At 66.7% G+C, this 22,077-nt stretch carries 18 protein-coding genes; 12 read left to right on the top strand and 6 right to left on the bottom strand.

Features of this window, described 5'->3' with window-relative positions; all coding sequences use genetic code 11:
* Positions 1–388: 388 nt before the first annotated feature.
* Entirely contained in the window at positions 389–754 is a 366-nt protein-coding gene (locus tag DID96_RS19905; RefSeq protein ID WP_124600976.1) for a 5-carboxymethyl-2-hydroxymuconate Delta-isomerase, read from the top strand.
* A gap of 81 nt (positions 755–835) precedes the next feature.
* On the opposite strand, the gene DID96_RS19900 is transcribed toward DID96_RS19905, so the two are convergent.
* A complete protein-coding gene (locus DID96_RS19900) occupies positions 836–1,105 on the bottom strand; it encodes a DUF4148 domain-containing protein (RefSeq protein ID WP_124600975.1) in 270 nt (89 codons plus the stop codon).
* Positions 1,106–1,411: 306 nt separating this feature from the next.
* A complete protein-coding gene (locus tag DID96_RS19895) occupies positions 1,412–2,815 on the bottom strand; it encodes a GntP family permease (protein ID WP_124600974.1) in 1,404 nt (467 codons plus the stop codon).
* A gap of 321 nt (positions 2,816–3,136) precedes the next feature.
* Between DID96_RS19895 and DID96_RS19890 the strand changes: the two genes are divergently transcribed.
* From DID96_RS19890 to DID96_RS19870, 5 genes are all read left to right on the top strand, one after another.
* Positions 3,137–4,624, top strand: a complete 1,488-nt coding sequence (locus tag DID96_RS19890; RefSeq protein WP_124600973.1) for a sigma-54-dependent Fis family transcriptional regulator — start codon at positions 3,137–3,139, stop codon at positions 4,622–4,624.
* Between the two features lie 40 nt (positions 4,625–4,664).
* Positions 4,665–5,192, top strand: a complete 528-nt coding sequence (locus DID96_RS19885; protein ID WP_124600972.1) for a BON domain-containing protein — start codon at positions 4,665–4,667, stop codon at positions 5,190–5,192.
* A gap of 61 nt (positions 5,193–5,253) precedes the next feature.
* Complete coding sequence (locus DID96_RS38970) at positions 5,254–5,541, top strand: hypothetical protein (protein WP_260463951.1); 288 nt, start codon at positions 5,254–5,256, stop codon at positions 5,539–5,541.
* A gap of 102 nt (positions 5,542–5,643) precedes the next feature.
* Entirely contained in the window at positions 5,644–5,934 is a 291-nt protein-coding gene (locus DID96_RS19875; protein ID WP_124600971.1) for an H-NS family nucleoid-associated regulatory protein, read from the top strand.
* Positions 5,935–6,596: 662 nt separating this feature from the next.
* Positions 6,597–8,960 carry a GNAT family N-acetyltransferase gene (locus DID96_RS19870; protein ID WP_124600970.1) on the top strand — a complete coding sequence of 788 codons (2,364 nt, stop codon included), beginning with the start codon at positions 6,597–6,599 and terminating at the stop codon, positions 8,958–8,960.
* A 603-nt stretch (positions 8,961–9,563) separates the two neighbouring features.
* On the opposite strand, the gene DID96_RS19865 is transcribed toward DID96_RS19870, so the two are convergent.
* A complete protein-coding gene (locus tag DID96_RS19865) occupies positions 9,564–10,115 on the bottom strand; it encodes a hypothetical protein (protein ID WP_124600969.1) in 552 nt (183 codons plus the stop codon).
* Positions 10,116–10,189: 74 nt separating this feature from the next.
* On the bottom strand, positions 10,190–11,011 hold the full coding sequence (locus DID96_RS19860; RefSeq protein WP_124600968.1) for an IclR family transcriptional regulator: 822 nt from the start codon (positions 11,009–11,011) through the stop codon (positions 10,190–10,192).
* 574 nt (positions 11,012–11,585) lie between these two features.
* Here DID96_RS19860 and DID96_RS19855 point away from each other — a divergent pair.
* Positions 11,586–12,434, top strand: a complete 849-nt coding sequence (locus tag DID96_RS19855) for an ureidoglycolate lyase (RefSeq protein ID WP_124600967.1) — start codon at positions 11,586–11,588, stop codon at positions 12,432–12,434.
* A gap of 204 nt (positions 12,435–12,638) precedes the next feature.
* Here DID96_RS19855 and DID96_RS19850 read toward each other — a convergent pair whose 3' ends face one another.
* Entirely contained in the window at positions 12,639–13,022 is a 384-nt protein-coding gene (locus DID96_RS19850) for a VOC family protein (protein WP_124600966.1), read from the bottom strand.
* Positions 13,023–13,152: 130 nt separating this feature from the next.
* Between DID96_RS19850 and DID96_RS19845 the strand changes: the two genes are divergently transcribed.
* Complete coding sequence (locus DID96_RS19845) at positions 13,153–13,770, top strand: CGNR zinc finger domain-containing protein (protein WP_409333792.1); 618 nt, start codon at positions 13,153–13,155, stop codon at positions 13,768–13,770.
* Positions 13,771–13,842: 72 nt separating this feature from the next.
* Here DID96_RS19845 and prpR read toward each other — a convergent pair whose 3' ends face one another.
* The gene (prpR, locus tag DID96_RS19840) at positions 13,843–15,825 is read right to left on the bottom strand and encodes a propionate catabolism operon regulatory protein PrpR (RefSeq protein ID WP_124600964.1); all 1,983 of its coding nucleotides are present in this window, start codon (positions 15,823–15,825) and stop codon (positions 13,843–13,845) included.
* A gap of 172 nt (positions 15,826–15,997) precedes the next feature.
* Here prpR and prpB point away from each other — a divergent pair, with 172 nt between their 5' ends.
* From prpB to prpF, 4 genes are all read left to right on the top strand, one after another.
* Positions 15,998–16,891 carry a methylisocitrate lyase gene (prpB, locus tag DID96_RS19835; protein WP_124600963.1) on the top strand — a complete coding sequence of 298 codons (894 nt, stop codon included), beginning with the start codon at positions 15,998–16,000 and terminating at the stop codon, positions 16,889–16,891.
* 49 nt (positions 16,892–16,940) lie between these two features.
* Entirely contained in the window at positions 16,941–18,113 is a 1,173-nt protein-coding gene (prpC, locus tag DID96_RS19830; RefSeq protein ID WP_124600962.1) for a 2-methylcitrate synthase, read from the top strand.
* A gap of 80 nt (positions 18,114–18,193) precedes the next feature.
* Positions 18,194–20,788 (top strand): Fe/S-dependent 2-methylisocitrate dehydratase AcnD, encoded by a 2,595-nt coding sequence (gene acnD, locus DID96_RS19825; protein ID WP_124600993.1) that lies wholly within the window; start codon positions 18,194–18,196, stop codon positions 20,786–20,788.
* Between the two features lie 62 nt (positions 20,789–20,850).
* Entirely contained in the window at positions 20,851–22,041 is a 1,191-nt protein-coding gene (gene prpF, locus DID96_RS19820) for a 2-methylaconitate cis-trans isomerase PrpF (RefSeq protein ID WP_124600961.1), read from the top strand.
* The last annotated feature ends 36 nt before the right edge of the window (positions 22,042–22,077 follow it).

The following is a 22,077-nucleotide window of genomic DNA, read 5'->3' as shown; positions in this document are numbered from 1 at the left end:
ATGCGTGAATGCCTGGTGGCCAATTGCGACGAATGGCGGCGTAAGATATTTAAAATTCGCCAATGCGAGGAGAGGCGGCGGTATCAATTGACTGGTGATGTCCTGACGGGCCGTCGCGTGCCGGCCGGCGCGTGAAAATGTGTCATTTGAATTCGGCGTGTGATGACCGCTCGAGAATCAATTCGTTTTACGGCAGATGCGCGCGCTGTATCGTTTGGTGATTTGATATATGGAATGGATGGTGTGCGTATTCGCTAACGTTTGCGCTGGTTGAAATTCGCGTTATTTTGCAGCGACGCGCATCGGACGTTACCATTCCCGCTATTTGGCGGGCCGGTCCGGCGCATTCGGGCCGGCCATCATTCCCCTCCTGCAACGCTTCGACACCATGCCCCATCTGACGCTTGAATATTCCTGCAATCTCGACGGGTTCGACGCGACGGCCACGCTGATCGCGCTCAACGAGGCGCTCGTTGCGTCCGGCCATTTCGACGAACCGGACATCAAGAGCCGCGCGCTGCGTTTCGACGAATTCGTCGTGGGGACGACCGGCGCGCCGCGCGCGTTCGCACACGCGAAGCTGGCGCTGCTGAGCGGCCGGTCCGTCGACGTCAAGCGGGATCTGGCCGAGCATGTTCTGGCGGTGCTGAAGGTGCGCTGTCACGCGCCATCGGGCACCCATCTGCAGCTTTGCGCCGAAATGTTCGAGATCGAACGCGAGTCGTACGCGAAGGCGAGCATCGCGCCGCGTTGACGCTTGGTTCGGCGCTGCATCGTCGTGCCGGCGACCGGAAGCCGCGCGGGAAGATAGTAACGGAGCGCTTCGGATACCGGATTACTGCCCCGATTCCGTTGCCGCGCCGTGAGCGCTGCCGTATCCGGAGCCGTCCGCTTGCGACGGGTTTTTCTGTTGGGCTACCTTCGCTTCGGCCGCAAGGATGCTCGCGGGATAGAACCAGTCGCTCGGCTGGAAGCCGGCTTTCTTGAGCGCGAGCACTTCGGCGTGAACCTGTGCGCGCGTGAGCGGCTGGTTCGATTGCGCGTGGGCGGCGAGCGGGGCAGAGATGGTCAAGGCCAGGGCAATCGCGCGGACCAGGGATTTCATGATCGTTACCTCCACGTTTCCTGATGACACGTTTTTCGTGTCAGTCGTGGGAGGCAGTGTAGGCCGCGTCCGAAGCGCCATAAATGGCGCGGCGCCCAACGCAGTGTTCCGCCGCAAACAACAATGCACGCGGCGGTGCGGATCGGCCGGGGCGTGGCGAGCGCGATGGAAGCCGGTTGGCAAGCGACAGCCGCCGGGGCCGGATTGCGTTCGAGAAGCGTGTGCGGCGGCCCGCTGGCGGAAACGAAGCCGGCCGCTGACGCGGCCGGTGAGGGGCGATGCGGGGCCGCAGCCCGGCGAATGTCGTTACACGAGGCCTGTCGTGTAATACACCGCGATCACGAAGAACACCGCGAGCGTCTTGATCACGGTGACCGCGAAGATATCGCGATACGACTCGCGGTGCGTGAGGCCCGTCACCGCGAGCAGCGTGATCACCGCGCCGTTGTGCGGCAGCGTGTCCATGCCGCCGCTTGCCATCGCGACGACCCGGTGCAGCACGTCCATCGGAATGTTGGCCGCCTGCGCGCCCTTGATGAACAGATCCGACATTGCGGCGAGCGCGATGCTCATGCCGCCCGATGCCGAGCCGGTGATGCCGGCGAGCGAGCTGACCGACACGGCCGCGTTGACGAGCGGGTTCGGAATGCTCTTCAGCGCATCGCCGACGACGAGGAAGCCCGGCAGCGCGGCAATGACGCCGCCGAAGCCGTATTCGGACGCGGTGTTCATCGCGGCGAGCAGCGCGCCGCCGACCGCGGCCTTCGAGCCGGCCGCGAAGCGGTCGCTGACGCGCCGGAACGCGGTGGCGATGACGAGCAGGATGCCGAGCAGCAGTGCAGCCTCGACCGACCAGATCGCGACGACGGTCTTGATCGACGTCGTCACCGGCGTATGCACGCCCGGCAGCACGTCCGGCGCGACCGTATACGACGCGGCGCCGTACCACGTCGGGATCAGCTTCGTGAACGCGAAGTTCGACACGCCGACGAGGATCAGCGGCAGGATCGCGAGCGCGGGATTCGGCAGCGACGTCGCCTCGACGCGCTCGGGCTCGTTCACGAGCGACGTGCCGTAGCCTTCGCCCTTTGCCATCGCCGAGCGGCGGCGCCATTCGAGATACGACAGGCCGACGATCACGATGAACACCGAGCCGATCGTGCCGAGCGCGGGGGCGGCCCACGCAGTCGTCTTGAAGAACGTGGTCGGGATGATGTTCTGGATCTGCGGCGTGCCGGGCAGCGAATCCATCGTGAACGAAAACGCGCCGAGCGCGATTGCGCCGGGCATCAGCCGCTTCGGAATGTTGCTCTGGCGGTAGAGCTCGGCCGCGAACGGATAGACCGCGAACACGACGACGAACAGCGACACGCCGCCATAGGTGAGCAGCGCGCACACGGCGACGATCACCGCATTCGCGCGCGAGCGGCCGATGTAGCGGATCGCGGCGTGGACGATCGCTTCCGAGAAGCCGGACAGTTCGATCACCTTGCCGAACACCGCGCCGAGCATGAACACAGGGAAGTAGAGTTTGACGAAGCCGACCATCTTCTCCATGAAGATGCCGGAGAAGACCGGCGCGACGGCGGCCGGATCGGTCATGAGCACGGCGCCGAGTGCGGCGATCGGCGCGAACAGGATCACGCTGTAGCCGCGGTACGCGGCGAACATCAGGAACGCCAGCGCGGCGAGGACGATCACGAAAGACAAGGGAGTCTCCTAATGGCTTTGGTTGTTGTTCGGTCGTGCGGCGAGCCACGCCGCGGACCGGCTCAGGTTCGTGCAGGTTTCGTGCCATCGGCCGGATTGCACCGCCGGACGTGCGTCCGCCGGAAGCCGGCGGGCCCGCGCCGGTCAATCGTCAGTCGATTCTACAGAAAACGTCTCCAGAGGGAGACGGATTGTCCGTTCGGCCAGGCCAGAAATGCGCGCCGGTCGCGCCAGATCAAGGTATTGCGGGTTGTCTCCAGAATGAGATAATTCGTCTCGTTCTGGAGACAGCCGATAACGATACATGGAGACGACGACACGATGATGAACGACTGGGCCCGAATGCCCGTCGATTACGGCGACCTGCTGCGGCGCGGCGCCGAATCGCTGTTCCGGACCTTCGAAGGGTCGAGCGCGGGCACGCTGATCGTCGATCGCGACGCGCGGATCGTGTGGATCAACGAGCGCTATGCGGCGCGCTTCGGGTTCGCTGATCCGCAGCAGGCGGTCGGCCTCGATTGCGAGGCGGTGATTCCGCACAGCCTGATGCGCGAAGTCGTGTCGACCGGGCAGCCGATCCTGCTCGACATCATGGAGACGAGCCGCGAGCCGCTCGTCGTGACCCGTCTGCCTCTGAAGAACGACGCCGGCGAGACGGTCGGCGCAATCGGCTTCGCGCTGTTCGACGAACTGAAGACGCTCACGCCGATCTTTTCCCGTTACGTGCAGCTTCAGCAGCAGCTGATCGCGACACAGCGCTCGCTCGCGCAGGCGCGCCGCGCGAAATACACGTTCGCGAGCTTCGTCGGCACGAGTGCGGCGAGCCTCGAGACCAAGCGCCAGGCGCGCCGCGCCGCGCAGGTCGATTCGCCGGTGCTGCTGCTCGGCGAGACCGGTACCGGCAAGGAGCTGCTCGCGCATGCGATCCACGCGGCGTCGGCGCGCGCACTCCAGCCGCTCGTGACCGTCAACGTCGCCGCGATTCCCGACACGCTGCTCGAGACCGAATTCTTCGGTGCGGCCCCCGGCGCCTATACCGGTGCCGATCGCAAGGGGCGGGTCGGCAAGTTCGAGCTGGCCGACCGCGGCACGCTGTTCCTCGACGAGATCGGCGACATGCCGCTACCGCTACAGGGCAAGCTGCTGCGCGTGCTGCAGGACAAGGAATTCGAGCCGGTCGGCTCGAACCGCATCGTGCGTTCCGACGTGCGGATCATCGCAGCGACTTCGGCCGATTTGCCGGCGCTCGTCGCCGCCGGGCGCTTTCGCGCCGATCTCTATTACCGGCTCAATGTGCTGACGATTCACGCGCCGCCGCTGCGCGAGCGCGCGGCCGACATCGCGGCGCTCGTCTACGCAACGCTCGAGGAGCTTGCTGCCCAGCATGGGCGCGCCGCGCACTGCGAGCTGACCGACGATGCGCTGCGGATGTTGTGCGCGCACCCGTGGCCCGGCAACGTCCGCGAACTGCGCAACACGCTCGAACGCGCGTTGATGCTGTCGGACCGATCGGTGATCGACGCCCGGGCGCTTGCACCGTTCCTCGGGCCGTCGCGCGCGGCGCCCGACGCAATGCCGCCGGCACATCCGGCGCACCCTTCGGCGGCGCTGCAGAAGACGCTCGATGCGGGGGCGCCGCCCGCTGCGCATGCGAAGTCGTATGCGGATGCGTTGGCAACATGGGAGCGTCAATTCCTGACCGATGCGCTCGCTGCGTGCAACGGCAAGGTGGTGGACGCGGCTGCGCGCATCGGCATCGGCCGCGCGACGTTTTACAAGAAGCTGGCGGCGTTGGGTATCGAACTGTAGCGTCGTGTGCGCCGGCGCTGCCGAACGCAAGGAGGCGACGATGAAGCGAACCTGGATCGCGTGGTGGCTGGCCGCGATGCTCGCGGCTCCCGCGCTCGCGCAAACCGATGCGGCCGGCGAACCGCAGGCGCGGCGCAATTGGTACAACGATCCGTTCGTTGCGTTGTCGCAGGATTTCGCCGGATGCCCGCTGCCGCTCGGGCCGTGGATGACGAAGGCCGAAATGGAGGACGACGCGCACTATCGCGTCGAGCGTGGCACGACGTGCTGGCTGGCCCACCGTTGCACGAAGCCTAACTCGTACCTGTACGACGCACCGATTGCCGATGCGGCGAAAGCGCATTTCACCGGCAGCGCGCGACTGGAAGGCACGAGTCTCTGGATCACGGTGCAGCGGCGTTTCATCTATGTCGAAGGATGCGCGAACGCGTCGTTCGATCGCGCGGCATTGGCGCGCGCACTGGAGGCACTGCCCGACGTCGAGCAGGTGTTCGTTCGCATCACCGACGATCCGCGCCGGAGCCTGCCGTACAAGACCCGCGCGCGGCCGGACCGCGTGCCGGATTGACGCGAATGCTTGGGCGCATGGCATACTCGCGGCATTCAAAAAAGGGTTGACGGAAAGAACAATGAAACACATGCTTGCGTCGGTCTGTCGGCGGCCTGGATCGTGGTGGAGGCCGGCCGGGGCGATTGCTCTGTTGGCGGCGCTCGGAGGGTGCGGCGGCAGTGCCCCGCTGTTCACGTCGGATGGGCGCCCGACCACGCTCGTGCAATGCACGAGCGGGAGTGGGTGGAGCAATTGCACCGACAACGCGCGTGCCACCTGCAATGGTGAATTCGACGTGCTCAAGCAGTCGGATGATGGTGGCGTGCGGAGTCTGCTCTTCGCATGCAAGAAGAAAAGTCCGTATTGATCCCGTAATCGCAGCCGAGAAAACCCCGAATCGGAACGGGCACTTTTCTATTTGCTTCGTGTCACCTATTTTTATAGATAACATTCTGGGAATCCCAATCATATGGCGACCTACAGGCAGCTGACAGCGCAACTCGAAAAACTCCAGCAGAAGATCGATAAGGAACGCGAAAAGGCGATTGCCGACGCGATCGCATTGATCCGCGCGAAGATCGAGGAATTCGACATCACGCCGGAGGAGCTCGGTTTCCGTCCGGTGGGTGTCGCAGTCAAGACCAAACGTCCGCTGCCGGCGAAGTATCACAATCCGAAGACCGGCGACACCTGGAGCGGCCGCGGCCGTGCGCCGGCATGGCTCGGCAAGAACCGGGCGCGTTTCCTGATCAAGGACTGATTCCCGAAAAATCTCACCTTTCGTGCGCTGACTGACGGTGCGAACGGCCATGCGGCCGTCGCACCGTTTTGTTTTGGCGCGACGGTGGATCGTATCGTGCCGTCGAACCGCCGTGCGACATCGCGTGACCGGCACAGGCCACTCCGCCCAATCGCCGCGATTTATCGGCGTATCCCGTCGATTTCCGGTAAACAGCGGCGCAATTGCGCGCGTGATGTGCATGCCCTTCCGCGATTCGAAGGGTGCGTGCGAATTGGATGCCTTCATCACTCTTTGCCTTTTCGCGCACTCCCGCGCGCAATTCCCGAACGTTCTCACCTTTGCTCCTGTAAATCCTCACCTTTGCCGGTCGCACCGGATCGTTGCGAGCGCCGTTGTTGTTGTCGTCACCTCGTTGTCGTCACCGTCGGGACCGTGACCGAGACCGTGACCGAGACCGTGACTGAGATCGGGACGATCGGATTCATGCGTCGGTGCCGGCACGATGCGGCGCGCTGCGAGCGATTGCATGTTGCGGCGTTTGATTCGTGTCGGGTAGCTATCCGTTCGGCATATAGGCAGCCGCAGGCGCTTCGCCTATGCTTGGAATTCGCGTCGCCCGGCGCGCTGCTTGCCGGGCCCGGTTCGAATTTCGCCACGTTTCGTTACCGTATGGAGCCGATGTGACCGTTCGCCATCTCGATGCACTGTTTCAGCCGAAGTCCGTCGCAGTCGTTGGCGCGTCGCCGCGCGCAGGCAGCATTGGCGCGATGGTGTGGTCGCGCGTGCTCGATGGCGCGTTCCAGGGCCCCGTGTGGCCCGTCAATCCGAAGTACGACTCGCTCGACGGGCACAAGGTCGTGCCGGACGTCGACCGGTTGCCCGCGCCGCCGTCGGTCGCGGTGATCTGCACGCCGCCCGCGACGTGGCCCGGCATCGTGCACAAGCTCGGCAGCCTCGGCGCGCGCGTTGCGGTGATCGTCGGCGGAGCGCGCACGGCCACGGATCGCATGGCGCTCGAGCGCACGCTGAAAGCCGCGAAGCCGTTCGTCCTCCGTATCGTCGGGCCGGGCAGCCTCGGCGTGCTGTCGCCGGCGCGCCACGCGCATTTCGGTGCGCCGGCCTATACGGTCGGCTCGGGCGGCGTCGCATGGGTATCGCAGTCGAATGCGCTGACGAATGCCGCGCTCGGCTGGGCGCACGCTCGCGGGCTCGGCTTCTCGCATGTGGTCGCGCTCGGTGACGAAGCCGACGTCGATGCCGGCGACGTGCTCGATTACCTCGCGAGCGATCCCGGCACCCGCGCGATCCTGCTCGAACTCGATACCGTGAGCGCCGCACGCAAGTTCATGTCGGCGGCGCGCGCGGCCGCGCGCAACAAGCCGGTGCTCGCGCTGCGCACCGGCCGCGCGGATCCGGGCGATGCGTTGTATACGGCCGCGTTCCAGCGTGCGGGGATGGTGCGTGTCGACGCGCTCGACGATCTGCTCGACGAGATCGAGACGCTTGGCGTCGGACGCGTGACGGCGCGCGGTGCCGCGACGCTCGTGACGAGCGACGCGGGTGTCGCGAAACTTGCGGTCGACGCGGTAGCGGAGGTGCGCGACGTGCTGGCCGACTGGTCGCCGGCGGCAACGGCTGCGGTTTCGAACGCGCTGCCACATCTCGATGCACCGGGCAATCCGCTGACGCTCGGCGACGACGCGCGTCCCGAACACTTCGGTGCGGTGATCCGGGCGCTCGCGCCGTTTCCTCAAACCGGCACGCTGTTCGTCGTGCATTCGACGTCGCACAGTGCACCCGCCGACGAGGTGGCGCGTGCGCTGATCGAGTCGCGCCAGCACGCCCATCGCGGCATCCTCGCGTGCTTTTTCGGTGCGGTCGATGCGGCCACACGCGACGCGCTGCATGCGAACGGCATTCCGGTGCACACGACACCGCAGCGGCTCGCGCGCGCGTACGCGCGTCTCGTCGACTACAACCTCGGCCGCGAGCTGCTGATGCAGACGCCCGAAGGCACGCCACAGCAGCCGGCGGCCTGCGTCGCGTCCGCTCAGGCACAGGCGCGGCGGTTGCTGGACGAGGGGCAGCATGAACTGACCGGCTTGCCCGCCACGCAGTGGTTGGCCCATTTCGGTCTTGAAGGGGAAAGAGGTGCCGGCGAACCGGCCGAGACGGCGATCGTCGACGTGACTGTCGACATGCACGACGACCCGAACTTCGGTCCGGTATTCCGTTATGCCGTGCCGCCAGCAGACGGCGTATCGGCGCCGTTCGTCATCTACGGGCTTCCGCCGCTGAACTCCGTGCTTGCGCGTGCGGTGATGGCGCGCTCGCCGTACGCGCGCCGCGCAGCGGTCGAGCCCGCGCTCGATGCGTTCACGGCGCTGTCGCAGGTGGTGTGCGACGTGCGTGAGGTGGTCGCGATGTCGGTCACCTTGCGCATCCTGGCCGACCGGGTGCGGGTGCTCGCGCCGCGGATCACGCTGGCGGCCGGGCGCGGCCGGCTGGCGATCATGCCTTATCCACGCCATCTCGAGCAAACGCTCGCATGGCACGGCGAGACGATGACGCTCAGGCCGATCCGTCCGGAGGACGAAGCGGCCCATAATGCATTGCTCGGGGCGATGACGCCGGAGGATTTGCGGATGCGTTTCTTCGGCGCGGTACGCGGCTTCGATCATTCGCAACTGGCGCGCATGACGCAGATCGACTACGACCGCGAGATGGCGTTCATCGCGTCGGTGGGCGACGGAACCGGCAACGCGCAGACGCTCGCGGCGGTACGCGCGGTCACCGATCCCGACAACGAGACGACCGAGTTCGCGATCGCCGTCCGGCCCGATCAGAAGGGCAAGGGGCTCGGGCACCTGCTGATGGCGCGCATCATCGAATACGCGCGGTCACGCGGCACCAGTTGGATGGTCGGCGAAGCGCTGCGCGAGAATACCGCGATGATTTCGCTGGCAAAAGCATGCGGCTTCGCGATCACGTCGACGGAGGAACCCAGTGTCGTCGGCTTCCGGATGAAGTTGCAGCAGACCTGATGCGCGGACGCGAACGAACATGCCGCGATGCCGCAGTCGCGTCGAAGGTGAGCTTTTTCGGGGCACGAAAGTGAGACTTTCCGGGAATGCAGGGGTGAGCTGTTCCGGGAGCTCGTGGTGAGTGTTCCCGGGAGTAGTGGGTGAGAGTCTTCGGGAGACCTCAGTGAGTCTTTTCGGGAGGCTTTGGTGAGCCTTTGCGGGGAGTGCTGGTGAGCTTTTGCGGGAAGCGCCGGTGAGCCTTTGCGGGGCGTGCTGGTGAGCCTTTGCGGGAGGCTTTGGTGAGCCTTTGCGGGGAGTGCTGGTGAGCTTTTGCGGGAAGCGCCGGTGAGTCTTTGAAGGGGGGCTGGTGAGCCTTTACGGGAAGCGCCAGTGAGCCTTTACGGGAAGCACCAGTGAGACTTTGCGAGAACCACCGGTAAGTCTCTGCGGGAGGCACCGGTGAGCATGTCCGGGGGCCCGAGGTGAGCGTTTGCGGGGCACGCCGATGAGCCGATACGGACGTTGAGGTGAGGGTTTTCGGGAACCCGTGTTCGCGCGGCTCCCGATGGGTACGACGCCGGCCTGCGCGCGCCGCACGCAGGCCGGCCAGGCGAGACGATGCCGTCAGGTGGCCAGTTTGGCCGCTGCGTCGTTCACCAGTTCGCGCGAGATCGAGAGTTCGGCCAGGTGCGCGTCCGCGTAGACGCCACCCGTTTCGCGCTCGAGGCGGGCGATCGTCAGCGCGCAGCGGGCCGCATCCTTCGGCATCGCGATGAAGCGCTTGACGGATTCGCCGGACGTGAACGCGTCGAACAACGCGCCGCGGACGTCGTCCGGAAGCGTCTTGGTCCATTGATGCGGCTTGCCGTTGAAGGTGATCGTCGGCGGGAGCGTGCGTTCCTTCTTCGTCGCGGTGATCAGGCCGTACGTGCGGGCCGCGTCGCCGATCTGGTCGGGCGAGAAGAGCTCGTCGGGCGTGATGCCGAATTGCTCGATGTAGTTTTCGATCGCCTGCATCGCGGCAGCGCGGTCGTCGCGCTTCTTTTGCGCGCGCGCGACGATGTCGCGCAGTTCGTCCGCCTCTTCGGGCGTGATCGTGAAGCTTGCCTGCTTCTGCTGAAGTTCGGAGAAACGCTGGAATTCGAGATCGCTCAGAAGTTTGGCCATGACATCCATCGGGTACGACGGCCGGCCGGCCCGGCCGTCGCAGTGTTTGAAAGGGCCGCTATTTTAGCGTAGCGCCGCGCGTGTCAGTCCGCGTCGACGCGGCACATCGACAGCGTGTCGGCCGTGTGTTGCAGGTGCTCGACCACCGCATCGGCGGACGGCGCCGCATGCGCATCGATGCGGCGCATGAACGGGCAAGTCAGGACTGCGATCGCATGGCCGGACGGGCCGAGAATCGGTGCGCTGAGATCGGTCACGCCATAGGCCTGGCGGCTGTCCTGGCGCAGGAACCCGGTCTGGCGGATCGACTGGCACGCGTGCGCGAGTTCCTGTTCGTTCAGCGGGGCTTCGCCCTTGACCTTGCGATGTTCGGACAGCATGTGTGCGCGCTGGTCAGACGGCTGGAACGAGAGCATCACGCGTCCCGACGCGGTATCGACGAGCCCGACGCGCGAGCCGAGCCGGACCGACACGCCCCACGGGCCGGGCCCGTCGACCTGCGCGATCACGAGCAGATTGCCGCGATCGTAGACGGTCAGGTGGCACGATTGCTCGGCCGCATCGGCGAAACGCTGCATTTGCGGCAACGCCTCGCCGACGAGCCGGTTCATCGGTGGATGGCGGTGTGCGAGTGCGAACAGCTTGAGACTGAGCGTATAGCGGTCGCCGCCCGTCGAGCGCATCACGTAGCGGCGCGCAACCAGCCGTTCGAGCATCCGGTAGATTTCGCTCGCATTGCGGCCGAGTTCCTTCGTGATTTCGGTGCGGGTGAGGCCTTCTTTCTGTTCCGCCAGCAGCTCGAGAATGTCGAGCCCCTTGTCGAGCGCGGGCGCGCGGTAGCGGTCGATTCCGGCTTGGTCTCCCTGGGCGTCGTTGCCGGAGAACCGGGCATGTGTCGTGTGCATTGTGTTGGTATCGTTGGTCGGTGAAATGCAGTCGATCTGTCGACAACGCACGCTTGCCGACTTTGCAACGCCCAACTGTAAAGCCCGTACGTGTCGGTAAATACGACTCGGTCGAGCTTAACAACAAACGATGAGTGCGCAATGCGGCGTCTTCTTACAGATCGTTACCAAACAGGAACGGATGAGACCCCACTTCCGATGACAAACGTTTGCGAAAGATGTGTGATTCATGCCTGATTTGACGGTGTTTCAGGGCCGGTTTGGTGAGCGTGAAGTGAATGTCACGCACCGGTGACGCGTGCCGGATAGCCGGTGTGCCCGACCAGACCCGACCCGACCCGCAGCGCGCGCGTCGTCGGCACTGCTGCACTGCAAGGCCAGCATGCGCTGCAATAGTCGGTATCCGTCGAGCGCCATTTCACGGCGTGCCGCCGATGGTACAAAGACTGGCCGGCAAGCGGCGACGCGGCCGCGCTATCGACGATCGACGATCGACGATTGAGTCCGGCGCGCGGCTGCGGGAAGCAGCATTGCGCCGGTATCCTGTCACATTCGATATGAGAGGTTGAGCTCGATGAAACTGCTTCGCTATGGCCCGTCCGGCCAGGAAAAACCCGGCATTCTCGACGCGGACGGCCGGATTCGCGACCTGTCGGCGCACGTGCCGGATCTCGCCGGCGATGCGCTGTCCGATGCCGGTCTTGCGCGGCTGCGCGCGATCGATCCCGCGACGCTGCCGCTCGTGCCCGGCGAGCCGCGCATCGGCCCGTGCGTCGGCCGCGTCGGCAAGTTCATCGGGATCGGCCTGAACTATGCGGACCACGCGGCCGAGGCCGGCATGCCGGTGCCGACCGAGCCGGTCGTGTTCGGCAAGTGGACGAGTTCGATCTGCGGTCCGAACGACGGCATCGACATTCCGAAGGGTTCGGTGAAGACCGACTGGGAGGTCGAGCTGGGTGTCGTGATCGGCGCGCCGTGCAAGGACGTCGACGACGCGCACGCACTCGATTACGTCGCGGGCTATTGCGTCGTCAACGACGTGTCCGAGCGCGAATGGCAGATCGAACGCGGCGGCCAGTGGGACAAGGGCAAGGGCTTCGACACGTTCGGCCCGATCGGCCCGTGGCTCGTCACGCGCGACGACGTGCCCGATCCGCAGCGGCTCGACCTGTGGCTCGAGGTCGACGGCCACCGCTATCAGAACGGCAACACGCGCACGATGGTGTTCACGGTCGCGCAACTCGTCGCGTATCTGTCGCGCTGCATGACGCTGCAGCCGGGCGACGTGATCACGACCGGCACGCCCCCGGGCGTCGGCATGGGCATCAAGCCGGCGCCGGTGTTCCTGAAGCCGGGGCAGACGGTGCGGCTCGGCATCGAAGGGCTCGGGGAGCAGTTGCAGCGCACGCGCGGCGCGCAATAACGCGGAAAATGCGGCGGAAGATGCGGTTCAAGACCGCCCGGACCCGCCGCACGCCCGATCCGCGAGCGACTGCCTGATCGTCGTTTGCCGGTCGGGCGGTTCGCTCGCGCCGCCTTGCCGACACCGACGCCGACTCCGATTGCAAAGGGCTGCGCAATGCGCGCGGTCCCGAGGGCCGGGTTCTGCCGCGCCCGCCACCCCGCGTCACACGACGTTGTCCATCTCGCAGTGCGCTTCGAGCCGGTACCCGTCCGGATCCGTGACAAATGCCGCGTAGTAGCCGGGGCCGTAATGTTCGCGCCTGCCGGGCCCGCCGTTGTCGGCGCCGCCGTGCTCGAGTGCGGCCCGATAGAACGCATCGACTTCGACCGGTGACGACGCCTTGAATGACACGTGCAGCCCCGACTCCGGATCCGCGATGACAGGGCGTGTCGAGTGCGTGAGCCAGAGGACGGGCTCCGCAGTGCCGTAGGCAAGCGACGACGCATCGCCGACCAGCCGCTTGTAGCCGAGCGCGCCGAGCGTGCTGTCGTAGAACGCGCGGCTGCGGTCGATCTGCGCAACGCCGAAGGAAAGGTGATCGATCATGATGATTGCTCCTTGTGACTGCGTGGGTGTCAGTACGCGTACGGCAAGCAAGTTTTAACCACCATGACGGTTATGCTAGGAAACGCCCCGGTGCTTGTCAACCGGTATGGTGGTTAGATACGATCCGGACATGAGCGACACGCACACCTCCGCCCCGACGGACTTCCTGATTCCGGCGCCGCCGGAAGCATTGAGCATCGATTTTGCGAACACGCGGTACTGGCGCGGGAGCGACACGCCGACGGAACTGCTCGGCACGATCGACGACCTGCTGGCCTGGTGCCAGGAGCAGGCGGGGATTCCGGCCGCGCTGGCCGACGCGTGCCGGGCCGGTCATCCGGACGCCGGGCCCGCATGGCTCGATCGCGCGCTGGCGTTGCGGGAAGCGCTGTACCGGCTTTATCACGCGCAGGCCGAGCAACGCGAGCCGCAGCCGGGCGATCTGGCCACATTGCGCGGCTGTCTCGCGGAAGCGGCGCCGCGTGTAGCGCTCGTGCGCACGCCCGAGCGGTACGCATGGCAGGTCGGGCATGAGGCCGCGACGCTCGGCGGGCTGCTGAGCCCGGTGCTGTGGTCGGCGATCGACCTGCTGGGCGGCGCGCGTCTCGCGAAGGTCAAGCGTTGCGCGAACGACGCGTGCCAGTGGCTGTTCGTCGACGACAGCAAGAACGGCAGCCGCCGCTGGTGCTCGATGTCGTCATGTGGCAATCGCGCGAAAGCCTATCGCCACTATCACAAGGCAGACTGAAGGCGGACTGAGGTCGAACCGCGCGCAATCCGAGCGCAATCCGGGCGCGGACCGACGCCGGCGCCGGCACGGCTACTTCGCCGACAGCTTCCGCCACAGCGTCGTCTTGCTGATGCCGAGCATCGCGCACGCACGGTCGCGATCGCCGCCGCACGCATCGAGCGCCGCGCGGATCTCGTCGGCCTCCGCGCGTCGGCGGCGCGCCTGCAGCGTCAGCGCGTCGTCCGGGTCGGCAGCCGCGTCCGGTGCCGCGAACAGCTCCGGCGCGATCGTCTGCAACGCGTCGGGATCGAGCACGCCGCACGTGTCGGCCTGCCCGTCGCCGCCGGCTTCCTCCGCGAGCTCCACCGCAATCCGCTCGATCACGTTCTGCAGCTCCCGCACGTTGCCGGGCCACCGGTAGCGCGTCAGCACCGGCTGCGCCGCGTCGAGCACGCGCGCCGCGTCGCCCGCATCGCGCAGGCTGTCGGCGAGCCGCGGCTCGCGCCGCGCCGCCTGCACCAGCAGCGCGGCCGCGAGCGCGGGAATGTCGGCCGGGCGCTCGCGCAGCGGCGGCAGCCCGACGTTCAGGATGTTGAGCCGGTAGTAGAGATCCGCGCGAAACGTGCCGTCCTCGACGGCCGCGAGCAGCGGACGATGGGTCGCGGCAATCACGCGCACGTCGATGCGGATCGGCTCGGTCGACCCGAGGCGGATCACCTCGCGCTCCTGCAGCACGCGCAGCAGCCGGCTCTGCAGCGACGGCGGCATCTCGCCGATCTCGTCGAGGAACAGCGTGCCGCGATGCGCGGCTTCGAACAGGCCTGTCTTGCCGCCGCGCCGCGCGCCGGTGAACGCGCCTTCCTCGTAGCCGAACAGCTCGCTTTCGAGCAGCGCTTCCGGAAACGCGCCGCAGTTGACCGCGACGAACGGATAGCTGCGCCGCGCGGATAGCGCATGCAGGCTCTGCGCGATCATCTCCTTGCCGGTGCCGCTTTCGCCGAGCACGAGCACGGTCGCATCGGATTTTGCGTAGCGGCGCACGAGATCGCGCACCCGCGTCATCGGCACCGACGCGCCGACCACGTCGTCGAGCGTGTAGCGCGCCGCGAACTGCTGCGTGTTCGGCTGCGAGCGCAGCGCGCGGTCGAGCCGTTCGACCGCGCGCGATTCCTGGAAGGTCAGCACGCTGCCCGACAGCACGCCGCGATCGACGAGCGGCCCGCGGTGCACGACATAGCGCACGCCGCGCACGGTCGCGAGCGCGTCGCCGTCGTCGCCGCGCAGCGTGCGCAGCTCTGGTGTCAGATCGACGAGTGCGCGCCCGACGGCTGCAACCGGTTCGACCCCGAGCGCTTGCGCGAGCCGTTCGTTGATCGCCTCGACCCGGCCGCGCGCGTCGAGCGCGACCACGCCGTCGCGCAGGTGCTGCAGCAGGTTGTCGAGCCGCTGGCGCCGCAGCGCTTCCGCGTGCGTCGCATACGCAACCTCGAGCGCGGTGTCGACGGCCTTGCGCACCGATGCATGCGAATACAGAAACACGGCGCCCATCCCGGCGCTCGCCGCGAGGTCGGTAACGAGCCCCGGGCCGACGATCGTCTCGATGCCGCGGTCGTGCAGATCGTGCACGCACGCTTCCGCTTCCTGTGCGGACTGATATGAAGCAAACTCCACGTCGAGGCCGTACGCGGCGACGAAGCGGCGCACCTCGGGCGGCGTCTCGCCGACACTGACGAGCGCGATCCGCGACGCGTCGCGCCGGGCGCGCGCGAGCGCCTGCATCACGTCGAAGCCGGTCGGCGTGACGACCACGACCGGCACGGGCGCGCGCGTCTTCAGGAAGCCGCCGTTCGAGCCGGCCGCGACGATCACGTCGGGCCGCGCGGCGCCCGCCTCGGCGATCGCGTTCAGCGCCTCTTCATAAGCGCGCGACACGATGCGCACGTCGGCGCGGTCGTCGAATTCGCCGGCGATCTCGCGAAAGAGGTCGCGCAGACGGCTGATACCCATCGCCCACACGCGCGGCCGCACCGCGCGTTCGGCCGGGCCGACAGGCTTGATCGAGGAGATGTCCATGACGGCCGATTATGCGCGCTGGATTTCATTTTTGGAACATGAAATTTCCAAATTGAAATTTCCGGGGGCGATGCGCAGGCGCCCGGTTGCTTAAGAATCAGTGGGTTAGCAGCGATACGCGAGCTGGCCCGTTCCTTGCTGTTCTAACGTGCATTCCCTCAGGAGGCCGTTCATGAGCAACACGCATCTTCAAAGCGCCGGCGCGAAATTCCGCGCGGCAGTCGCGGCCGAGCAGCCGCTGCAGGTGGTTGGCGCGATCACCGCGTACGCTGCCAAGATGGCCCAGGCCGTCGGCTTCAAGGCCGTCTACCTGTCGGGCGGCGGCGTTGCCGCGAATTCGCTCGGCATCCCCGATCTCGGCATCAGCACGATGGAAGACGTGCTGATCGACGCGAACCGGATCACCAACGCAACCGACCTGCCGCTGCTGGTCGACATCGATACGGGCTGGGGCGGTGCGTTCAACATCGCGCGCACGGTGCGCTCGTTCATCAAGGCCGGCGTCGCGGCCGTACACCTCGAGGACCAGGTCGGCCAGAAGCGCTGTGGCCACCGTCCGGGCAAGGAAGTCGTGCCTACCGAAGAAATGGTCGATCGCGTCAAGGCCGCGGTCGACGCGCGCACCGACGACCAGTTCGTGATCATGGCCCGCACCGACGCGGCTGCCGCCGAAGGGATCGACTCGGCGATCGAGCGCGCGGTGGCCTACGTCGAGGCCGGCGCGGACATGATCTTCCCGGAAGCGATGAAGACGCTCGACGACTACCGCCGCTTCAAGGCGGCCGTGAAGGTGCCGATCCTCGCGAACCTGACCGAATTCGGCTCGACGCCGCTGTTCACGGTCGACGAACTGCGCGAGGCGAACGTCGACATCGCGCTGTACTGCTGCGGCGCATATCGCGCGATGAACAAGGCTGCGCTGAACTTCTACGAGACGCTGCGCCGCGACGGCACGCAGAAGGCAGCGGTGCCGACGATGCAGACGCGCGCCGAACTGTACGACTTCCTCGGCTATCACGAATACGAACGGAAGCTGGACGAACTGTTCGCGCAGGGCAAGAAGTAACGCGGCCCGCACCCCACGAGACACGCATCTGAAATTGGAGAACCGAAACATGAGCGAGACGAAAGACGCAGCAGCACCGGCCGCCGCAGGCGCATTCAAGCCGAAGAAGTCGGTTGCGCTGTCGGGCGTGACGGCCGGCAACACGGCACTGTGCACGGTCGGCAAGACCGGCAACGACCTGCACTATCGCGGCTACGACATCCTCGACGTCGCGGAATCGTGCGAATTCGAGGAAATCGCGCACCTGCTCGTGCACGAGACGCTGCCGAACCTGACCGAACTGGCCGCGTACAAGACCAAGCTGCGTTCGCTGCGCGGCCTGCCGAGCGCGCTGAAGGCCGCGCTCGAGCAGATCCCGGCATCCGCGCACCCGATGGACGTGATGCGCACGGGCGTGTCGGTGCTCGGCACCGTGCTGCCGGAGAAGGACGACCACAACCTGCCGGGCGCGCGCGACATCGCCGACCGCCTGATGGCGTCGCTCGGCTCGATGCTGCTGTACTGGTATCACTTCTCGCACAACGGCAAGCGCATCGAGACGGAAACCGACGACGACTCGATCGGCGGCCACTTCCTGCACCTGCTGCACGGCAAGACGCCGTCGAAGTCGTGGGTCGACGCGATGCACACGTCGCTGATCCTGTACGCGGAGCACGAGTTCAACGCATCGACGTTCACCGGCCGCGTGATCGCGGGCACGGGCTCGGACATCTACTCGGCGATCACCGGCGCGATCGGCGCGCTGCGCGGCCCGAAGCATGGCGGCGCGAACGAAGTCGCGTACGAGATCCAGAGCCGCTACCGCTCGCCGGACGAAGCGGAAGTCGACATCCGCCGCCGCGTCGAGAACAAGGAAGTCGTGATCGGCTTCGGCCACCCCGTCTACACGATCTCCGATCCGCGCAACAAGGTGATCAAGGGCGTTGCGCACAAGCTGTCGAAGGAAGCGGGCGACCTGAAGCTGTACAACATCGCTGAGCGCCTCGAGTCGGTGATGTGGGAAGCGAAGAAGATGTTCCCGAACCTCGACTGGTTCAGCGCCGTGTCGTATCACATGATGGGCGTGCCGACCGCGATGTTCACGCCGCTGTTCGTGATCTCGCGTACGTCCGGCTGGGCCGCGCACATCATCGAGCAGCGCGTCGACAACAAGATCATCCGCCCGAGCGCGAACTACACGGGCCCGGACGATCTGCAGTTCGTGCCGATCGAGAAGCGCTGACACGCCAGCAGCGCGCGCCGGCCGCCGCCACACGGGCGGCCGCCGCGCGCTGAACGTCATACCCAGGTTGCCCCCACATGATGAATACCGCCTACCGCAAACCCCTGCCCGGCACGCCGCTGGATTACTTCGACGCGCGTGCCGCGGTCGAAGCGATCGCGCCCGGCGCCTACGACACGCTGCCGTACACGTCGCGCGTGCTCGCCGAAAACCTCGTGCGCCGCTGCGATCCGGCGATCCTCGCCGATTCGCTGAAACAGATCATCGAGCGCAAGCGCGAACGCGATTTCCCGTGGTTCCCGGCGCGCGTCGTGTGCCATGACATCCTCGGCCAGACGGCGCTCGTCGATCTCGCCGGCCTGCGCGACGCGATTGCCGAGCGCGGCGGCGATCCGGCCAAGGTGAACCCGGTCGTGCCCGTGCAACTGATCGTCGATCACTCGCTCGCCGTCGAGTGCGGCGGCTTCGATCCGGACGCGTTCGCGAAGAACCGCGCGATCGAGGATCGTCGCAACGAGGATCGCTTCCACTTCATCGAGTGGACGAAAAAGTCGTTCGAGAACGTCGACGTGATCCCGCCGGGCAACGGCATCATGCACCAGATCAACCTGGAGAAGATGTCGCCGGTGATCCAGGCGCATGACGGCGTCGCGTATCCGGATACCTGCGTCGGCACCGACAGCCATACGCCGCACGTCGACGCGCTCGGCGTGATCGCGGTTGGCGTCGGCGGGCTGGAAGCCGAGAACGTGATGCTCGGCCGCGCGTCGTGGATGCGGCTGCCGGACATCGTCGGCGTCGAGCTGACGGGCAAGCGCCAGCCGGGCATCACCGCGACCGACGTCGTGCTCGCGCTGACCGAGTTCCTGCGCAAGGAAAAGGTGGTCGGCGCATACCTTGAGTTCCGGGGCGTTGGCGCGGCGAGCCTGACGCTCGGCGATCGCGCGACGATCTCGAACATGGCGCCCGAATATGGCGCGACGGCCGCGATGTTCTTCATCGATGGCCAGACGACCGACTACCTGCGCCTCACGGGCCGCAGCGACGAGCAGGTGAAGCTCGTCGAGACATACGCGAAGGAAGCGGGCCTGTGGGCCGACACGCTGAATGGCGCGCAATACGAGCGCACGCTGACGTTCGACCTGTCGAGCGTCGTGCGCAACATGGCCGGCCCGTCGAACCCGCACAAGCGGCTGCCGACGTCGGACCTCGCCGCGCGCGGGATCGCCGGCCAATGGGAAGAGAAGGCGGGCGAGATGCCCGACGGCGCGGTGATCATCGCCGCGATCACGAGCTGCACGAACACCAGCAACCCGCGCAACGTGATCGCCGCGGCGCTGCTCGCGCGCAACGCGAACGCGCGCGGCCTCGTGCGCAAGCCGTGGGTGAAGAGCTCGCTCGCGCCCGGTTCGAAGGCGGTCGAGCTGTACCTCGAGGAAGCGAACCTGCTGCCCGAACTCGAAAAGCTCGGCTTCGGCATCGTCGCGTTCGCGTGCACGACCTGCAACGGGATGTCCGGCGCGCTCGACCCGAAGATCCAGCAGGAAATCGTCGATCGCGACCTGTACGCGACTGCCGTGCTGTCCGGCAACCGCAACTTCGACGGCCGCATCCATCCGTATGCGAAGCAGGCGTTCCTCGCGTCGCCGCCGCTCGTCGTCGCGTATGCGATCGCGGGCACGATCCGCTTCGACATCGAGAAGGACGTGCTCGGCCACGACCAGGACGGCAAGCCGGTCACGCTGAAGGATATCTGGCCGACCGACGAGGAAATCGACGCGATCGTCGCGTCGAGCGTGAAGCCGGAGCAGTTCCGCAAGGTCTACGAACCGATGTTTGCGCGCGCGGCCGACGCGGGCGAGCGCGCAGCGCCGCTGTACGACTGGCGGCCGCAGAGCACCTACATCCGCCGCCCGCCGTACTGGGAAGGGGCGCTGGCCGGCGAGCGCACGCTGCAAGGGATGCGCCCGCTCGCGGTGCTCGGCGACAACATCACGACCGACCACCTGTCGCCGTCGAACGCGATCCTCTTGAACAGCGCGGCCGGCGAATACCTCGCGAAGATGGGCCTGCCGGAAGAAGACTTCAACTCGTACGCGACGCACCGGGGAGACCACCTCACAGCGCAGCGCGCAACCTTCGCGAACCCGACGCTGATCAACGAGATGGCGGTCGTCGACGGCGCGGTGAAGAAGGGCTCGCTCGCGCGCGTCGAGCCGGACGGCACGGTGATGCGGATGTGGGAAGCGATCGAGACGTACATGAATCGCAAGCAGCCGCTGATCGTCGTCGCGGGCGCCGATTACGGCCAGGGCTCGTCGCGGGACTGGGCCGCGAAGGGCGTGCGGCTCGCGGGGGTCGAGGCGATCGTCGCCGAAGGCTTCGAGCGGATCCACCGCACGAACCTGATCGGGATGGGCGTGCTGCCGCTCGAGTTCAAGGCGGGCACGAACCGCACGACGCTCGGCATCGACGGCACCGAGACGTTCGACGTGATCGGCGAGCGCACGCCGCGCGCCGACCTGACGCTCGTGATTCACCGCAAGAACGGCGAGCGCGTCGAGGTGCCGGTCACGTGCCGGCTCGATACGGCCGAGGAAGTGTCGATCTACGACGCGGGCGGCGTGCTGCAGCGCTTCGCGCAGGACTTCCTCGAATCGTCGCAAGCGGCTTGACGAGGTAGCGGAGGCGATGCGGCGACGCATCGCCTCGCGGTTTCAACACTGAATACACCGACATGGCTCACATTCCTCAAATCAGGGTTCCCGCGACCTACATCCGCGGCGGCACCAGCAAGGGCGTGTTCTTCCGCCTGCAGGACCTGCCCGAGGCCGCGCAAGCGCCGGGCGCCGCACGCGACGCGTTGCTGTTGCGCGTGATCGGCAGCCCCGATCCGTACGGCAAGCAGATCGACGGGATGGGCGGCGCGACGTCGAGCACAAGCAAGACGGTGATCGTGTCGAAGAGCACGCGGCCCGGCCACGACGTCGACTACCTGTTCGGCCAGGTGTCGATCGACAAGGCATTCGTCGACTGGACCGGCAACTGCGGCAACCTGTCGGCGGCAGTCGGCCCGTTCGCGATCGGCGGCGGCCTCGTCGATCCGGCGCGCGTGCCGCGCGACGGCGTCGCGACCGTGCGGATCTGGCAGGCGAACATCGGCAAGACGATCGTCGCCCATGTGCCGGTCACGAACGGCGCGGTGCAGGAGACGGGCGACTTCGAGCTCGACGGCGTCACGTTCCCCGCCGCGGAAGTGCAGCTCGAGTTCATGGATCCGGCCGCCGAGGAAGAGGGCGCGGGCGGCTCGATGTTCCCGACCGGCAACCTCGTCGACGATCTCGCGGTGCCGGGCGTCGGCACGCTGAAGGCGACGATGATCAACGCGGGGATTCCGACGATCTTCGTCGAGGCCGAGGCGATCGGCTACACGGGCACCGAACTGCAGGACGCGATCAACGGCGATGCGAAGGCGCTCGAGAAGTTCGAGACGATCCGCGCGCACGGCGCGCTGCGGATGGGCCTGATCGACACGCTCGACGAGATCGCGACGCGCCAGCACACGCCGAAGATCGCGTTCGTCGCGAAGCCGGCCGACTATGTCGCGTCGAGCGGCAAGCGGGTCGCGGCCGGCGACGTCGACCTGCTGGTGCGCGCGATGTCGATGGGCAAGCTGCATCACGCGATGATGGGCACGGCGGCGGTTGCGATCGGCACCGCTGCGGCGATTCCGGGCACGCTCGTGAACCTCGCGGCGGGCGGTGGCGAGCGCCAGGCCGTGCGCTTCGGGCATCCGTCGGGCACGCTGCGCGTCGGCGCTGAAGCGAAGCTGGAACACGGCGAGTGGACCGTCACCAAGGCGATCATGAGCCGCAGCGCACGCGTGCTGATGGAAGGCTGGGTGCGCGTGCCGGGGGATGCGTTCTGACGCGTTCCGACGCGGGCGCGGCCCGGCCGGCACGAA

The organism is Burkholderia sp. Bp8963, assembly GCF_003854275.1.
In the GTDB taxonomy this organism is placed as follows: domain Bacteria; phylum Pseudomonadota; class Gammaproteobacteria; order Burkholderiales; family Burkholderiaceae; genus Burkholderia.
This window is presented reverse-complemented; position numbering and strand designations above follow the sequence as displayed.

Bases quoted from the DNA above. Each gene is read 5' to 3' on its own strand.
- DID96_RS19900 (WP_124600975.1), bottom strand. From the start codon at position 1,105: ATGAAATCCCTGGTCCGCGCGATTGCCCTGGCCTTGACCATCTCTGCC.
- prpC (WP_124600962.1), top strand. From the start codon at position 16,941: ATGAGCGAGACGAAAGACGCAGCAGCACCGGCCGCCGCAGGCGCATTC.
- DID96_RS19875 (WP_124600971.1), top strand. From the start codon at position 5,644: ATGGCGACCTACAGGCAGCTGACAGCGCAACTCGAAAAACTCCAGCAG.
- DID96_RS19905 (WP_124600976.1), top strand. From the start codon at position 389: ATGCCCCATCTGACGCTTGAATATTCCTGCAATCTCGACGGGTTCGAC.
- DID96_RS38970 (WP_260463951.1), top strand. From the start codon at position 5,254: ATGAAACACATGCTTGCGTCGGTCTGTCGGCGGCCTGGATCGTGGTGG.
- DID96_RS19860 (WP_124600968.1), bottom strand. From the start codon at position 11,011: ATGCACACGACACATGCCCGGTTCTCCGGCAACGACGCCCAGGGAGAC.
- prpR (WP_124600964.1), bottom strand. From the start codon at position 15,825: ATGGACATCTCCTCGATCAAGCCTGTCGGCCCGGCCGAACGCGCGGTG.
- prpF (WP_124600961.1), top strand. From the start codon at position 20,851: ATGGCTCACATTCCTCAAATCAGGGTTCCCGCGACCTACATCCGCGGC.
- DID96_RS19850 (WP_124600966.1), bottom strand. From the start codon at position 13,022: ATGATCGATCACCTTTCCTTCGGCGTTGCGCAGATCGACCGCAGCCGC.
- DID96_RS19845 (WP_409333792.1), top strand. From the start codon at position 13,153: ATGAGCGACACGCACACCTCCGCCCCGACGGACTTCCTGATTCCGGCG.
- acnD (WP_124600993.1), top strand. From the start codon at position 18,194: ATGAATACCGCCTACCGCAAACCCCTGCCCGGCACGCCGCTGGATTAC.
- DID96_RS19885 (WP_124600972.1), top strand. From the start codon at position 4,665: ATGAAGCGAACCTGGATCGCGTGGTGGCTGGCCGCGATGCTCGCGGCT.
- prpB (WP_124600963.1), top strand. From the start codon at position 15,998: ATGAGCAACACGCATCTTCAAAGCGCCGGCGCGAAATTCCGCGCGGCA.
- DID96_RS19865 (WP_124600969.1), bottom strand. From the start codon at position 10,115: ATGGATGTCATGGCCAAACTTCTGAGCGATCTCGAATTCCAGCGTTTC.
- DID96_RS19855 (WP_124600967.1), top strand. From the start codon at position 11,586: ATGAAACTGCTTCGCTATGGCCCGTCCGGCCAGGAAAAACCCGGCATT.
- DID96_RS19890 (WP_124600973.1), top strand. From the start codon at position 3,137: ATGATGAACGACTGGGCCCGAATGCCCGTCGATTACGGCGACCTGCTG.